The sequence below is a fragment of the Streptomyces sp. SKN60 genome, assembly GCF_026236535.1.
GTDB lineage: Bacteria > Actinomycetota > Actinomycetes > Streptomycetales > Streptomycetaceae > Streptomyces.
Map to the genome: position 1 here is coordinate 52,680 of NZ_JAHTMW010000025.1, position 15,847 is coordinate 68,526.

The 15,847-nt window shown below is 73.4% G+C and carries 11 protein-coding genes; 5 read left to right on the forward strand and 6 right to left on the reverse strand.

The window, feature by feature from the left end; all coding sequences use genetic code 11:
- Positions 1–70: 70 nt before the first annotated feature.
- Positions 71–3,226, reverse strand: coding sequence for a tetratricopeptide repeat protein (locus tag KV205_RS31270; protein WP_265868183.1), 3,156 nt, complete (start codon positions 3,224–3,226; stop codon positions 71–73).
- Positions 3,227–3,557: 331 nt separating this feature from the next.
- Between KV205_RS31270 and KV205_RS31275 the strand changes: the two genes are divergently transcribed.
- Both KV205_RS31275 and KV205_RS31280 read left to right on the forward strand, forming a co-directional pair.
- A complete protein-coding gene (locus tag KV205_RS31275; protein WP_265868184.1) occupies positions 3,558–3,953 on the forward strand; it encodes a rodlin in 396 nt (131 codons plus the stop codon).
- 188 nt (positions 3,954–4,141) lie between these two features.
- Positions 4,142–6,169, forward strand: a complete 2,028-nt coding sequence (locus KV205_RS31280; RefSeq protein WP_265868185.1) for a thioredoxin domain-containing protein — start codon at positions 4,142–4,144, stop codon at positions 6,167–6,169.
- Positions 6,170–6,225: 56 nt separating this feature from the next.
- Here KV205_RS31280 and KV205_RS31285 read toward each other — a convergent pair whose 3' ends face one another.
- Positions 6,226–7,302, reverse strand: a complete 1,077-nt coding sequence (locus tag KV205_RS31285; protein WP_265868187.1) for an LCP family protein — start codon at positions 7,300–7,302, stop codon at positions 6,226–6,228.
- Between the two features lie 488 nt (positions 7,303–7,790).
- On the opposite strand from KV205_RS31285, the gene KV205_RS31290 reads away from it, so the two are divergent.
- Complete coding sequence (locus KV205_RS31290) at positions 7,791–8,024, forward strand: chaplin (protein WP_265868188.1); 234 nt, start codon at positions 7,791–7,793, stop codon at positions 8,022–8,024.
- An 84-nt stretch (positions 8,025–8,108) separates the two neighbouring features.
- Here the strand turns inward: KV205_RS31290 and KV205_RS31295 are convergent, their stop codons facing one another.
- Together KV205_RS31295 and KV205_RS31300 are read right to left on the reverse strand one after the other, a co-directional pair.
- Complete coding sequence (locus KV205_RS31295; RefSeq protein WP_265868189.1) at positions 8,109–9,416, reverse strand: FAD-dependent oxidoreductase; 1,308 nt, start codon at positions 9,414–9,416, stop codon at positions 8,109–8,111.
- A gap of 58 nt (positions 9,417–9,474) precedes the next feature.
- Positions 9,475–10,815 (reverse strand): ATP-grasp domain-containing protein, encoded by a 1,341-nt coding sequence (locus KV205_RS31300; protein ID WP_265868190.1) that lies wholly within the window; start codon positions 10,813–10,815, stop codon positions 9,475–9,477.
- Between the two features lie 315 nt (positions 10,816–11,130).
- Between KV205_RS31300 and KV205_RS36610 the strand changes: the two genes are divergently transcribed.
- On the forward strand, positions 11,131–12,666 hold the full coding sequence (locus KV205_RS36610; protein WP_374214755.1) for a glycosyl hydrolase: 1,536 nt from the start codon (positions 11,131–11,133) through the stop codon (positions 12,664–12,666).
- A 24-nt stretch (positions 12,667–12,690) separates the two neighbouring features.
- Here the strand turns inward: KV205_RS36610 and KV205_RS31310 are convergent, their stop codons facing one another.
- On the reverse strand, positions 12,691–13,830 hold the full coding sequence (locus KV205_RS31310; RefSeq protein WP_265868191.1) for a GNAT family N-acetyltransferase: 1,140 nt from the start codon (positions 13,828–13,830) through the stop codon (positions 12,691–12,693).
- Positions 13,827–14,495, reverse strand: coding sequence for a lipopolysaccharide biosynthesis protein (locus KV205_RS31315; protein WP_265868192.1), 669 nt, complete (start codon positions 14,493–14,495; stop codon positions 13,827–13,829). The genes KV205_RS31310 and KV205_RS31315 overlap by 4 nt, the downstream gene beginning before the upstream one ends.
- 146 nt (positions 14,496–14,641) lie before the next feature.
- Here KV205_RS31315 and KV205_RS31320 point away from each other — a divergent pair, with 146 nt between their 5' ends.
- Entirely contained in the window at positions 14,642–15,847 is a 1,206-nt protein-coding gene (locus KV205_RS31320) for an RNA-guided endonuclease TnpB family protein (RefSeq protein WP_265868193.1), read from the forward strand.

The following is a 15,847-nucleotide window of genomic DNA, read 5'->3' on the forward strand; positions in this document are numbered from 1 at the left end:
GTACGCCTCCGGGCCCCGGCACCCGCCGGGGCCCGGCGAGCGCTACCCGGGCCGATCCGCCGGACGGGCCCTAGCCCACCGGCACCCCCATCACCTCCCGCGCCTGCCGCCCCGGCACCATGCCCAGGTCCCAGGCCTGCCAGGCCCCGTCCGAGGCGGGGCCGCGGTCCAGGACCAGGGCGTACGACTCGGCGCAGTCGGTGAGGCGCGGGTCCCGGGACGGGTGGGCGGCGGCGGTCAGGGAGGCGAGTTCCTCTCGGGCCGCGGCCGGGTCGGGGAGCAGGGTGGCGCGCAGGAAGCGGGCCCAGTCGGTGCCGCGGCGGTCGCCGTACCCGGCGAAGAGGCCGGCCGCCTCCTCGCACAGGCCCAGGGCCTGCGTGGTGCGCCCGTTGCCCGCGTCGACCACGGCCAGCTCCAGACAGGTCCAGGCCTCGCCGTGGGCCACGCCGATCCGGCGGAAGTCGGCCCGGGCGTCCATCAGGAGCTGGCGGGCGAAGCCCGAGTTGCGCAGGTTGCCGGTCTGCGCGGCCCGCTGGTCCCGCGTCACCCGGCCCGAATGGTGGCGGGCGCATGCCAAGCCGTAGACGTCGCGCATCCGCGAGAACATCGTCCGCGCCCGCTCCAGCTCCCGCACCGCCTGGTCCCGGTCGCCCCGCTCCTCCAGGGCGTGCCCCAGGTAGTAGAGCGTCCACGCCTCGCCGCGGGCGTCCTCCTGCTCGCGATGCCGCGACAGCGCCTGCCGCAGCCCGTCCACCGCGGGCCCCACGTCCCCGGCGACAAGCCGCGCCCGGGCCAGCTGGGTCAGCGCCCACGCCTCGCCGCGCCCGTCCCGGGTCCGCCCGTACTCGTCGAGGGCGAGCCGCAGCTCCGCCTCGGCCCGCTCCACCTCACCCGTCCGCAGCCGCACCTGGCCCAACTGGAAGTGCGTCCAGGCCTCGCCGTGCAGCGACTCGTGCTCCCGGTGCAACGCGAGCGCCCGGTCCAGCAGATCGAGCGCCTCCGCCAGCCGGCCCCGGTCCCGCTCGACCGCCCCCAGCGCGTGCAGCGTCCACCCCCGGTCGGCCGCGAGCGACTCCGGCTCCTGCAGCTCGAGCGCCTCCCGCAGCCGGGCCGCCGCCTCCGCCAGCTGCCCCTGGTGGTGCAGCGTGATGCCGAGCGAGCACAGCGCGAGCGCCGCGCCCGCGTCCTGATGCGCCTCCTGATACAGCGACACCACCGAGGTCAGCGTCGTCCGCGCCTTGTCCAGCTCGCCCAGCTGTCGGGCCGCGATGCCGGTGCGCCACTGCACCGAGCGCGAGAGCAGCCCCTGCCCCACCGCCTCGGTCAGCTCGTTGATCTCACCCAGCCGGTACAGATCACCGCGCAGCAGACAGTGGTCGCACAGCGCGCCCAGCAGATCGAGCACCGTCTGCTGGTCCACGCCCTCGGTGTGCCGCAGCGTCGCCGTGATGAAGCTGGACTCCTCGTCCAGCCAGCGCAGCGCCGCGTCCAGCGAACCGAACCCGTGCCCGTCGAAGCGGTCCGCACGCGTCGACATCTTGCCGTCGACCATCCGCAGCACCGCGTCCGCCAGCTCCGCGTAGTTGCGGATCAGCCGCTCCTGCGCCGCCGCGATCTCCGCCTGGTCCTCCTCCTCGACGAGCCGCGCCGCCGCGAAACCGCGCACCGCGTCGTGCAGCCGGTAGCGCTTCCCGCGTACGTGGTCGAGCAGCCCGGCCCCGGTCAGCTCCCCGAGCAGCCGCGCCCCGTCCGCCTGGCTGCCGCCGAGCAGCGCCGCCGCGGCCGCCGCCCCCAGCGAGGCCCGGCCCGCGAGCGCGAGCCGCCGCAGGAGCCGCCGCCCGTCCTCGTCCAGACCCGTCGCGTACCCCGCCGCGAGCGCCCGCTCCACCGGCCCCGCGTCCGGCCCGGCCGCCGCGAGCAGCCCGGCCACCTCCGCCGCCGGCCGCCCGTCGAGCAGCGCGCCCGCCGTGCGCAGGGCCAGCGGCAGCCCGCCGCACAGCTCCCGCGCCCGCTCGAACCCCTCCGCGTCGTACGGCCCCCGCGCCCCGCCAGGCCCCAACAGCTCCTCCGCGCCCGCCGCGTCGAGCGCCGCCACCGGCAGCACGTGCACCGAGGCCGGCAGGTCCGCGCCCAGGTCGAGCGGCTCCCGGCAGGTCACCAGGACCAGACTGTCGGAGCGCTCCGGAAGCAGCGTGCGCACCTGCTCCGGGTCCACCGCGTCGTCCAGGACGAGCGTCACCGCGAGCCCCGTCAGCTGCTGGTGGTACAGCTCCGCAAGGCGCCGCACCTGCTGCTCGGCCGACGCCCGCTCGCGGAACAGGAGTTGCTCGCGCGGCGCGCCCAGCCGGTTCAGCAGATGCAGCAGCGCCTCCCGGGTGGACAGCGGCTGCTGCCCGCGGGTGGCCCCGCCCCGCAGGTCCACCACGCACGCCCCGCGGAACTGGTCCCGCAGCGCGTGCGCCGCCCGTACCGCCAGCGCCGTACGGCCCGAGCCGGGCGCGCCGGGCAGCAGCACCACCGTCGGCCGGGTCGTGGTCGCCGCCCGGCCCGCCTGCACCCACTGGGTGATCTGCGCCAGCTCGGCCCGCCGCCCCGCGAACGGCCCGTCGGCGTCCGGCAGTTGCCCGAAGGACTGCTCCAGGACCGCCCGCCGCCGGGCCGCCGCGCTGCGGTCCGCGCCGCGCAGCCGCTCCACCGTCCGCTGCGCCGGCTGCCCCGCCGTCCGCAGCAGCACCCGCTCCTTGTCCAGGAACGGCCGCACGCCCCGCACCTCCAGGGCCGTCAGCCACTGCAGCCGCAGCTGCTCCACCCCGCCCGGCCGGCCCGCCGCCCCGGCCCTGCGGTGCGCCGCCGCCCGCCGTTCCCCGCCGACCTTGAACGCGGCCGCGGCGGCACCCGCCACCGCGACCACGGCGCCCGCGCCGAACGCGGTGCCCGCCGCCGTACCGAGGGCGAGGTCGCCGCCGACCGCCGCGGCGGCCGCGACCGCCGTCACCACGGCCGGCGTCGCCAGGTCCACCGGGGACGCGGGACCGGCCTCCGCCGCCTCCACGGCCCGCAGATAGGCCGCGTACTCCTCGGCCGCCGGCGCCGCGATCGCGTCGAGCGCCGCCTTCCCGCGGGACAGCAGCACCGCCCCGTCGAAGCGGCCTCCCGAGCGCCGTACCTCTTCCTCCACGGCCCGTGCCCACAGCCCCTCGGCCTCGGCCCGATGGCTGTCCCGCATCGCGTTCCCCCTCCGCTCGCGACGCCGGGTCGTGTCAAGTCCCCGGCGCACTCCGCCTCGAACAGTCCGGTGCCCAGTGTCCTCGGAGACATGCGCAGACGCGAGGGACGGACGTCGCCGCCCGGTGTTCCCAAGGGTCCGCGCCCCCCAACGGAACTGACCGAACGACTGCCCGTCGACCTCCCGTCCGATGGCGTTCATGTGCCGAATACCGCGTCCGGGTGATGCACCGGAACCAATCCTTCCCGGGGCAGTTGATCAGGACGCTTCGGTCAACGGAGCAGTTCCGGGCCATCGAGCTCCGGGCCATCGAGCTCAAGAAGGAATACTCGTGATCAAGAAGGTTCTTGCTACCGCTGCTGTCGCGGCCACCGTCGCCGGCATGTCCGCGACCACGGCGATGGCGGCCGGTAACGACGGCGGCAGCGCCAACATCATCGGCAACACGTCGAAGCAGTCCATCGGCAGCAACTCCACCGGTGGCTACATGAGCCCGAACTTCGGTCTCGTCAACGGTGGCGTCCTGCACTGCTTCGACGTCCAGAAGGTCGAGGCCCAGGTGCCGATCGGCGCCCTCATCGGTGTCCCGATCGCCGTCCAGGACGTCCTCGGCAACCCGATCGCCAACCAGACCTGCACCCAGAACTCCGTGCAGCAGAAGGGCGACGACGCTCTGTCGCACATCCTGGGCGAGGTCCTCTCCCAGAACGGCAACATGGGCGGCTGATCCTCCGAGCCCCGCTGAAGCGGCCCCGTTCCTCGCAGAGCCAGTGCGAGGAGCGGGGCCGCTTCGCCGTCATCCCTGCCCCGTCCGCGCCCGGCCCACCCATGGCGTACGGGCGGACTCGGCGGGGCGGTGCCGCCGGGCGGTGTTTCCCCGCCCGCCCGCCGCCCCGGGTGCGCGAGGATGGGGCCATGCCGAACAGACTGGCCCAAGAGACCTCGCCCTATCTCCTCCAGCACGCCGACAACCCGGTCGACTGGTGGCCCTGGTCGGCCGAGGCGTTCGAGGAGGCCCGCCGCCGCGACGTCCCGGTGCTGCTCAGCGTCGGCTACAGCTCGTGCCACTGGTGTCACGTCATGGCCCACGAGTCCTTCGAGGACGAGGCCACCGCCGGCCTGGTCAACGAGCACTTCGTCGCCGTGAAGGTGGACCGCGAGGAGCGGCCCGACGTCGACGCCGTCTACATGGAGGCCGTGCAGGCCGCGACCGGCCAGGGCGGCTGGCCGATGACCGTGTTCCTCACCCCGGACGCCGAGCCGTTCTACTTCGGCACGTACTTCCCGCCCGAGCCCCGGCACGGCATGCCGTCCTTCTCCGACGTCCTCGACGGGGTCGCGCGCGCCTGGACCGAGCGGCGCGAGGAGGTCTCCCAGGTCGCCGCGAAGATCGTCGAGGACCTGTCCGCCCGCTCGCTCGCGTACGGCGGGGACGGCGTCCCCGGTGACGAGGAGCTCGCGCAGGCCCTGCTCGGTCTCACCCGGGAGTACGACGCCCAGGACGGTGGCTTCGGGGGCGCGCCCAAGTTCCCGCCGTCGATGGTCCTGGAGTTCCTGCTCCGCCACCACGCCCGTACGGGCTCCGAGGGCGCCCTCCAGATGGCCGCCGACACCTGCGAGGCGATGGCCCGGGGCGGCATCTACGACCAGCTCGGCGGCGGCTTCGCCCGCTACTCGGTGGACCGCGCCTGGGTGGTGCCGCACTTCGAGAAGATGCTGTACGACAACGCGCTGCTGTGCCGGGTGTACGCGCACCTGTGGCGGGTCACCGGCAGCGACCTGGCCCGCCGGGTCGCCCTGGAGACCGCCGACTTCATGGTCCGCGAACTGCGCACCCCCGAGGGCGGCTTCGCCTCCGCACTCGACGCCGACTCCGACGACGGTACGGGCAAGCACGTCGAGGGCGCCTACTACGCGTGGACGCCCGCCCAGCTCGAAGCGGTCCTCGGCGCCGAGGACGCCCGGCACGCCGCCCGCTACTTCGGCGTCACCGAGGAGGGCACCTTCGAGGAGGGCGCCTCGGTGCTCCAGCTCCCGCAGGACGGCTCCTTCGCCGACGCCGACCGCGTCGCCTCGATCCGGCAGCGGCTGCTCGCCGCCCGCGACGAGCGTCCGCGCCCCGGCCGCGACGACAAGATCGTCGCCGCCTGGAACGGCCTGGCCGTCGCGGCCCTCGCCGAGACCGGAGCCCTGCTCGACCGCCCCGACCTGATCGAGCGCGCCACCGAGGCCGCCGACCTGCTCGTCCGGGTGCACCTCGACGACGGCGCCCGCCTCACCCGTACCTCCAAGGACGGGCGCGCGGGCGGCAACACCGGGGTCCTGGAGGACTACGCCGATGTCGCCGAGGGCTTCCTCGCGCTCGCCTCCGTCACCGGCGAGGGCGTGTGGCTGGAGTTCGCCGGCTTCCTGCTCGACATCGTCCTCGACCGCTTCACCGCCGAGGGCGGCGCGCTCTACGACACGGCGCACGACGCGGAACAGCTGATCCGCCGCCCCCAGGACCCCACCGACAACGCCACCCCGTCCGGCTGGACCGCGGCCGCCGGCGCGCTCCTCTCGTACGCCGCGCACACCGGCTCCGAGGCGCACCGGACCGCCGCCGAACGGGCCCTCGGCGTGGTCAAGGCGCTCGGGCCGCGCGCCCCCCGGTTCATCGGCTGGGGCCTGGCCGTCGCCGAGGCGCTGCGCGACGGGCCGCGGGAGGTCGCCGTGGTCGGCGCCCCCGACGACGAGGGCTTCCGGGCCCTGCGCCGTACCGCCCTGCACGCCGCCACGCCCGGCGCGGTCCTCGCCGCCGGGCTGCCCGACGGCGAGGAGTTCCCGCTCCTGAGGGACCGGCCGCTGGTCGACGGCAGGGCCGCCGCCTATGTCTGCCGGCACTTCGTGTGCGACGCGCCGGCCACCGACCCCGAGCTGCTCGCCCGCAAGCTCGGCCGCTGACGCAGCTGTGGAAGCGGAAGGGCGTCCGCGTCACTTGTAGAGCTCACTTGCAGAGCTCACTTGCAGAGCAGCGAGGCGCCCTTCACCGGCTTGTAGTCGCCGAGGCCCCGCGGGATCTCGCTGGTCGGCTCCGGCCGGGCCTTCGGCAGCGCCTTGTCGGCGCGCATCGCCGCGAAGACCTGGTCCGCGTGCTTCTCGTCCCAGGCCAGGGTCGACCCGACGTCCTCGATGTTCGCGTTGAAGCCCGCGACCGGGACGACCGCGAACTCGGTACGGGCCGGGGTGAGGTTCTTCAGCCGGCCGGCGAGCGCGACCAGCTCGGTGACCGAGATCCCGCGCTCCGCCTTGCCCTTGCCGCGCACCGTCGAGGCGAAGGCCTTCAGCGCCTTCGGGCTCTTGAGCAGCCCGTCGCGCAGGCTGCGGTGCAGGTTGGCGATGAACAGCTGCTGCTTCTGGATGCGCCCGAAGTCCATCTTGCCGTCCGCCCGGCGCGAGCGGACGTACTGCAGCGCCTCGCCGCCCCGCACCGACTTCGAGCCGGCCTTCAGGTCGAGCCCGGTCACCGGGTCCTTGAGCCGCTGCTTCGTACAGATGGGGGTGCCCTTGTCGAAGACGTTCACGGTGTCCATGAAGCGGCGGAAGTCGATCTCCAGATAGCGGTGGACCGGAACCCCGGTCATCGCCTCGACGGTCTCGATCGTGAAGGCCGAACCGCCCTCCGCCCAGGCCGCGTTGATCTTCGCCGGGTGGGCCTCGTGCTGCTCGCCGGTCCGCCGGTCGACATGCCCGTCGGGGAACTCGGTGAGCGAGTCGCGCGGCAGGCTGACCACGCTCACCCGGTCGTTCTTCGCCGACACGTGGACCAGCATGATCACGTCGGTGCAGGCGCACTCGCGGCTGCCGAGCCGGTACTTCTTCTTCTCGGCGGCGGTCACCGCCTTGCGGCCGTCGACGCCGACCACCAGCAGGTTCAGGCCCTTCTTCGGCGAGGGCAGATCCGACGGCGCCGCGGCGAGGACGCCGGTGCCGAGCGCGACCAGGGCGGTGGACAGGAGCAGCGTACGTCTCCGGCGCGGGCGCGGGCGTGGGCCGAGGCCGGGGCCGGGGCGCCGGAGGTTGTGGGGGGAATTCATGGCGGAACGTTAATTCGGGCACACTCGCACACAGGTGCGCGACGCGACATCGGCAGTTCGAATCACCCGCCTGCGACGGCTGTGTCATGATGCCGGAACACCGGTGAAAGGAGCGAATATGGCCCCCGATCCAGGGAAATGGGAGCGCATGGCCTTCATTCCGAAGAGCCGTTATGTTCCCGACCCGCCGCCCGAGCGGGAGCCCTTCCCGCTCTATTCCTCCCTGGCCCGCCAGTGGGAACAGGCAGGCCGGGTGGTGCCCGGAGTGCCGGACCGGGAGTGGGAGCGGCTGATGAGAACACCTATTTGGCCGCGTTGACCATTCGGGTGCGCGGCAATGGGGTGAAGGGGGCCGGTCGGACCATCCGACGGTTTCCTTTTCGTGGCAGGGTCGTTGAGAACCGTGCAGTGGAAGGCGGGAGTCCGCAGGGCTCCCGTAATCGCGAAAGCCGTGAATTCTCTTCCGCCGCAGAAAGGATCCAGACGAAATGAAGTGCAAGAAGGCCGCGGTCGCCGTTGCCGGTCTGCTCATGGCCCTGGGTGCCGCCGCTCCCGCGATGGCCGACTCGCACGCCGAGGGCTTCGCCGTCGGCTCGCCCGGCGTCCTGTCCGGCAACGTGATCCAGGCGCCGATCCACATCCCGATCAACGTCTGCGGCAACAGCGTGAACATCATCGGCCTGTTCAACCCGGCCTTCGGCAACGTCTGCGTCAACCACTGACGTAACGGCTCCGAAGGTTCCGGCCGGCCCCGGGGCGTGTCCACCACACGCCCCGGGGCCGGCCTTCGCCGTACCTGACAGGCCTCAGGACGCCGGCGCGGTCACCCGCTCCTCGCCCGTACGGGGCCGGCCCACGGTCCCGCCCCCTGCGCCCCGCCCGGCACCGGCCCGCAGCCGCTGCCGTACGCCCTTCACCAGCCGCCCCGCCGTGTAGTCCGCGCCGAACACGAAGCGCATCGACGGCCCGTACGAGGGGGCTGTGAGCAGTCCGGCGAGGAACAGGCCCGGCCGGGACGACTCGAACAGCGCGCCCACCTCCGGCGCCCCGCCCGCCCCGGCCGCGCCCGACCCACCGGCACCCACCCGGCGCAGCCCGTCGCGCAGTTCGGGCGCGAGCACGTCGGCCCGGTCCAGGCTGGGCACGAAGCCGGTCGCCGCGATGACATGGTCGGTCTCCACGACCTCCGCGGCCCCGTCCGGGCCGGTCACGTCGAGCCGCAGCCGGTCGTCCGCGGTGACCGTCGCGCACGTCGCCCACCGCCCGAGCCGCACGTCCTTCACCTCGGCGAACCGCTCGCGCAGCCACCAGGCGCCGGCCGGGCCGAGCGCCGAGTCGAAGATCCGCTCGCGGGTGGCGGCGGGCAGCCGCCGGAAGATCCCCGGGGTGTCCGCGTACAGCTTGTTCTGCCAGCCGCAGCCGAGCCCGGTGTGCGGGGCGCGCAGCGAACGCCAGGCGCCGCGGTCGAGCGCCGGCGGCACAGTGTTCCAGTTCAGCCGGTCGGAGCGGGCCAGGACCCGTACGTGCGCGGCGCCCTGTTCGACGAGGATCGCCGCGGACTCCAGAGCGGCCTGCCCGGCGCCGATCACGGTGACGTCCTTGCCGGTGAAGCCGTCGAGCTCGCCGTGGTGGCTGGAGTGGGTGACGTAACGCCGGGGCAGCCCGCGCAGCGGCCCGGGGATCTCCATGAAGGGCAGCACGCCGACCGCGAGCGCCACCGTCCGGGCCCGGACCGTCTCGCCGTCCTCGGCGGTCACCGCGTACCCGCCGCAGGCCGTGTCCGGTGCCACCGTGGTGACCAGGCGCTCGTCGAGCGCGGGCACGGCCTGCCGGGCGAACCAGTCGCCGTACGCGGCGAAGAAGCCGACCGGCAGCGGCACCCCGTGCTCGGCGCGCACGCCCCGGGTGGCCGCGTAGGCGTCGAGCCCGTAGACGCCCTGCGGGTCGGAGAGATGGGAGGCCCACGGCTCGGACTTCAGGTACATCCCCGAGGGCATGGCGTGCCAGGACTCCATGGTGCGGCCGAAGATCCGCAGGTCCAGGCCGTGCGCCGCCGCATGGGCGGCGACGGAGAGCCCGTAGGGGCCCGCTCCCACAATCACCAGGTCGTACATCGTGCGTTCCGCCTTCGAAGTCGTCGTCGTTCTCGCGGGTCTGATGGGGTGTCGGGGGTCATCGCCGGGTCACCCGGCCGGTGGAGGAGGTACGGGCCGAGGGCTGCGGCGGTACGAGGGCCGGCCGCCGCAGGATGCGCGGCCCGCCCCGGAGCAGCCGACGCAGCGCCGGCAGGGCCTTGCGCAGGGCGTGCGCGAGCCAGGCCCGCAGCATCGCGAGGGCCGGCCGGAGGTCGTCGGCGGCGAACCAGGCCGCCTCGCGGCCACCGCCCGTGCCGACCGGACCCGCCGGCTCGGGCGTGTACCGGCGGCGCGGCGAGACCAGGTACGACAGAGCGGCGTAGTTCTCGACGACGAAGCGGCGCCCGTACGAGGGCAGGTGCGCCGGCACCGGCCGGCCGGTGAGGTCCAGATGCATGGCCCGCACCACGTCGAGCCCGTCCCGGTCGGCGAACAGCCGGAACTGGGCGCCGGGCCGCGGATTGAAGTCGAGCAGGTGGTACGCGCCGGTGTCCCGGTCCAGCCGGAAGTCGAGGTCGCACACGCCCCGGTAGCCGAGCGCGCCGAGCAGCTCCCGGGCCGCCGTGTCGACCGCCGGGTTCGCGGTCCACCGGCCGACCGCCGTGAGCCCGGCGCCGTCCGGCCAGGAGCGCTCCTTGCGGCCGGTGGCGCCGGTCGCGCAGCCGCCGGCGGAGTCCACGTACCCGTGGAAGAACCAGTCGAGGTCCCGCCCGGCCGGCAGCAGCTCCTGCAGCAGCAGCCGGCTGCCGGCCTGCGGGGTGCGGGCGTAGAGCTCGCGGACCTCGGCGAGCGAGCCGAGGATCGTGGTGCTGCGCAGGCCGCCGCCGGCCGGCAGCAGCCAGGGGCGGCTCCACTTGGCGATCACCGGAAGTCCGAGCGACCAGGCCATGGCGGCGGCCTCGTCGGCGCCGGTGGGGAGTTCGGTACGGGGGTGGGGGAGGCCCAGGGCCCGGCAGGTCTCGGCGAGCTGGGCCTTGTCGGCGACCCGGGCGAGCTGCTCGGGCGACTGGTCGGGCAGCAGGAAGCGGCCCCCCAGCTCGGGCCGGCACTCGGCGAGAAGCAGCGCGGTGATGTCGTCGAGGGGCACGAGCAGCGCGGGAGGTGACGTGCCGTCGGTCCGATCGACATCGGGAGGGAGCCCGTCCGCGATGCGGTGCAGCAGCCGGGTGAGCTCGGCGGGGGAGGGCTCGTCGGGGCGGCGGTGCGCGCCCCGGAGGTAGCGGGAGCGGACGACCGGACTGTCCGGCGACTCGACCACCGCGTGGACCGCGATGCCCGCTCGCCCCAGGGAGCGCACGGCGCCGAGCGTGCCGTGGTGAAAGGGGTTCGCGTCGAGCCGCACAAGGACCGCGGGGACACGGGTGTCAAAACTCGGCACGGCATTCCTTCGTCTCGGGGGCCCAATCGGGCGATGAGGAATCCTCTAACGGACTATTGAGCGGATCGGAGCGGAGTTCTCGGTCGGCGCATTAGGAATACATTCGGAAGATCCGACTGACGGTCCATCACGCGGCGTGCGAGCGAAGGAGAAGCTGCCATGGTCAACCGAAACCGCAGAACTTCGAGGGTGTGGCTGGGGGTGTTCACCGCCGGTCTCCTTGCGTCAGGTTCTGTCGTGCTGTCGTCCCCCGCTCACGCTCACTCCGCCGCATCCGTAACGACCCGGGACCCCCAACCGACTCTCTCCAGCGCCATGGGAGCGTTCCTCGAATCGGGACCTGTCGGAGTCGCCCGCATCGCCCAGCTGCAGCGCTGGCTCGGCGGGCACGAACTCCGGGTCGGGCACACCTACCTGCCCGGCGACCTCTGGTCGAACATCGAGGGCCCGCCCGGCTTCCTCGACTCCTGGGCGGCCTGGCGCAACGAGCGCGCCGACCGGATGTTCGTCCTCAACGTCCCCATGCTGGAGCGCAACGAGGCCGGCGTCTCCGACTACGAGGTCCGCCGCCAGCTCCAGTTGGGTGCCGCGGGCTACTACGACGAGCACTTCCGCACCCTCGCCCGGCGCCTGGTCGACCTCCGGGCCGCGGACACCGTGATCGTGCTCGGCTGGGAGATGAACGGCACGACCTACACCAGCCGGTGCGCGCCGGACCCGACGGCGTGGAAGCGGTACTGGAACCGGATCGTCGGGGCGATGCGTTCCGTGCCGGGCCAGAAGTTCCGCTTCGACTTCAACCCGAGCCGCGGCCGTGACGCGATTCCGTGGACCGAGTGCTATCCCGGGGACGACGTCGTCGACGTCATCGGCATGGACTCCTACGACCAGCCGCCGGGCTCCAGTTTCGACGAACACGTCAAGGAGCCGTACGGGCTCCAGGCGCAGGTCGATTTCGCGGCCGAGCACGGAAAGCAGATCTCCTATCCGGAATGGGGCCTGTTCCGGAACGGAGACAACCCCGCGTACATGCGGCAGATGCTGGACTGGATGAAACGGCATCAGCCGCTGTACCACACGATCACCGATTACTGCCCGCACGGCGTCTGGCAGTGCGACGACAATCCGCAGTCGTCGCTGGTGTTCCGTCAGATGCTGTACGGGGTGGAGCCGGAGGTCCCGACTCAGCCGACGGAGCCGACTCAGCCCACGGAGCCGACGGAGCCGACGGAGCCGACCGAGCCGCCTGAGCCCACGGACCCGGTGGAGCCCACGGAGCCGACTCAGCCCACGGAGCCGACTGAGCCCACGGAGCCGACTGAGCCGACTGAGCCCACGGACCCGGTGGACCCGACGGTGCCGGTCCCGAAGCCGGAGCCGAAGCCGGAACCCAAGCCTGAGCCGAAGCCGGAACCCAAGCCCGAGCCCAAGCCGGAACCGAAGCCGGAACCCAAGCCTGAGCCGAAGCCCGAGCCCAAGCCGGAACCCAAGCCTGAGCCGAAGCCCGAGCCCAAGCCGGAGCCGAAGCCGGAGCCGAAGCCGAAGCCGGAACCCAAGCCGGAGCCGAAGCCCGAGCCCACCAAGCCCGACTGCTGGAAGCTGAACCTCGGTTCGTGGGTGGAGAGCTGGATCGGCGGGCCGGTCTGCGTCCCGAAGGACACCTCCTGGAAGGACTCCCTGAAGGAACCCGCCCTGCCCGCCACGCCCGCAGTGCCTGCCCTGCCCGCCAGGCCCACGGTGCCCACCGTGCCCGCGGTTCCCGCCAAGCCGCCGGCGAAGCCGGCCGGCGGCTGGCAGGACGGGCTGAAGATCGACTGGAAGGGAGCCCTGAACGGGATCTGGCCGTTCTGACACCCGGCACGGCGGCGGAGGAGCTCATCCTCCGCCGCCGTCCGGCGTTCCGCGAAGCCGCCCGACCGCGCGGCCCAGCCACTCCCGCTCGCGCACCTGACCGGCCGCCCAGCGCCGCCCGTTCGCGGCGCCCGCGCGCAGCCAGAGCAGCGGCGCGGCACCCGGCCCGGCGAGCATCAGGCGCTGGTTGGGCACGGTCTCGGGCCGCCAGTGGTGCTTGTACGGTTCGGTGCCGCGCAGCATGCTCAGCGTGGCCCGGCCGCTCGCGCTGGTCTCGCGCGCCCCGTGCCGCAGCAGCATCGCGGCCACGTCGACCTTGCGGGCGCGCAGCTCGGGGTCCGCCCCGTACAGGTAACCGCCCGCGAGGCGCGGCGACATCAGGGTCAGGTCCGCGCACACCACGTCGCCGCCGAGCCGGAACTCGGTGACCATGGCGTCGCCGCGCTCGACCATCGGCCGCACCGCCCGCGCCAGGTGCTGGGCGAACCGCTCGCTGGTGTGCTCGGCGGTCACGCCCCGGCCCTGCCACTGGAGCCGGTGCAGCCGCAGGAGCCGCTCCAGGGCGCCGGGGACCTCGGCCGCGGGCACGATCCGCTCGTCGATGCCGAGCGCGTCCATCTTGCGCAGCTTCGCCCGTACCCGCTGGGCCTTCCCGGAGGGGATGCGTTCGAGCAGGGCCTCCATGGGGACGGCGGGCAGCTCCAGGCACAGCGAGTCGGCGAGCCGGCGGCGGGGGCCGCGCCAGGCCTCGTAGACCCGCTCGGCGGCGGCCCCGGGCCGTACCTCGCGCAGATCGATCACCGTGCCGCGGGCCGCCCGGGCCAGCGCGCCGGCGAGCGCGGGCGCCGCCTCCGGGCAGGAGTCGTCGAGGAGCACGTCGGTGAAGTCGGTGATCGCGCCGCCGAGCGGGGCGAGCGCGGGCAGCGGGCCGGGCGCCCGCATCAGCGCCGCCGCGCCGACCGGGGTGCCGTCGGCCCGCCGCACCAGGACGACGCGCAGGTCGCCGGGGCGCCCGTACGACACCCACCAGGAGTGCAGCCACGCGTACGACTGGAACGGCGTCGCCGTGGCGCACCGCCCGTACAGCGCCGTCCACTCGGGGCCGAGCCGCTCGAACTCGGCGCAGTCCCGGACGATCTCGGTCAGGAAGGATCTGCCGTTCACACCGCCTCCGGTTCCGGCTGCTGCGCGGCGGCGCCCGCCGGACCCGGCACCTGCGCCGCGCCGCCCGCGGCCGGCTGCCGGGAGTGCCGGGCCTCGGCGCGGGCCGTGCGCTTCGGCCGTACGAGCAGGGCGAGGCCGCCGAGCAGCCCGCCCGCGCAGCCGCCGACCAGCGCGGACAGCGGCGCCGACGGCGAGACCGGCTGCTGCGGCTTGGTCGCGCGGGAGAACTGGACGACCTTGACGCCGGTGTTGGCGGCGACGTGCGTGCTGTTGGTCACGAGCGCGCGGGCCACGCCGTCGGCCATCGACACCGCCGTCGCCGGCTTCGCCGACCGGGCCGTGATCGAGATCATCGGGGCGTCCGGGGAGGTCGACGCCTGCACGCTCTGCCGCAGCGTGTCCGCGGAGACGCCCGCCCACACCTGGGCGTCGCCGGTCACCGCGATGTCCGTGGCGACCCGCCCGTACGCCTGGGCGAAGCCGAGCGCGGCGGACGGGTCGGACTTCTCGCCGGGGACGACGATGACATAGCTGGTCGCCGCGTACTCGGGGGTCTTCAGGGCGCCGTAGCCGCCGCCGAGGACCGCGCCGGCGAGCACGGCGGCCGGCAGCACCATCCAGCGGGCGGGGGTGAGCAGGGAGGAACGTGGCGGGGTAGTGGTCATCGGATTCCCTCTGTGGATACCCCTGCCTTCAGGCAGGGGAGGAAGCGGACTCCTGCGGAGCAGGGCAAGGGCCGTGATCCGTCGTCATGCCGGATCACAGTGCTTCGACCCGCAGGTTTGGTGCTAAGTCGCAGTCCCGCTAGTTTGTGAGCGTGACCACGACGTGTGTGAAGCGGGCGTTCAAGTACCGCTTCTTTCCGACCGATGCGCAGGCGGCTGAGCTGTCGCGCACGTTCGGCTGCGTTCGGAAGGTCTACAACCTGGCGCTGGCCGCGCGTACAGAGGCGTGGGCGCGGCAGGAGCGGGTCAACTACAACGCCACGTCGGCGATGCTGACCGCGTGGAAGAAGACCGGGGAACTGGCCTACCTGGCTGAGGTTTCCTCCGTCCCGCTCCAACAGGCGCTGCGGCACTTGCAGGCGGCGTTCACGGGCTTCTTCGGCAAGCGGGCCAAGTACCCGCGGTTCAAGTCCCGGAAGAGATCCCGGAAGTCTGCCGAATACACCACCAGTGGTTTCCGATTCCGCGACGGTGAACTGACCCTGGCGAAGATGAGTGAACCGCTCGACATCGTGTGGTCGCGTCCGCTGCCCGCCGGGGCGCAGCCGTCCACCGTGACGGTGTCGCAGGACAGCGCGGGCCGCTGGTTCGTGTCCATGCTGTGTGACGACCCGACTGTGAATCCATTCCCGGTCACCGACACGGCGGTCGGTATCGACGTCGGACTGGACCACCTGCTGACACTGTCGACCGGGGAGAAGATCGCCAACCCGCGGCACGAACGCCGTGACCGCGCCCGGCTCGCGAAGGCCCAGCGGACGCTGGCGAGGAAGGCGAAGGGCGATGGCGCCAACCGGGCGAAGGCCCGGCGCAAGGTCGCCAGGATCCATGCCCGGATCGCCGACCGCCGGCGTGACGGCCTGCACAAGCTGACCACTCGTCTCGTGCGTGAGAACCAAACGCTCGTGATCGAGGACCTGACCGTGCGCAACATGGTCAGGAACCGGCGACTCGCCCGCGCCATCAGCGACGCCGCGTGGGCGGAGTTCCGGAGCCTGCTGGAGTACAAGGCCGGCTGGTACGGGCGGGAAGTGATCGCGGTCGACCGCTTCTTCCCCTCCTCCAAGCTGTGCTCCCACTGCGGCACCCTCGCGATGAAGATGCCGCTCAACGTCCGCACCTGGACGTGCGAGAGCTGCGGCACGGCCCATGACCGGGACGTGAACGCGGCTCGTAACCTTCTGGCCGCCGGGCTGGCGGTGACAGTCTGTGGAGCTGGTGTAAGACCTCAACGGAGTACTCCGGGCGGGCAGTCGGCGGCGAAGCAGAAAGTCCCACGGCGCGAGCCGTAG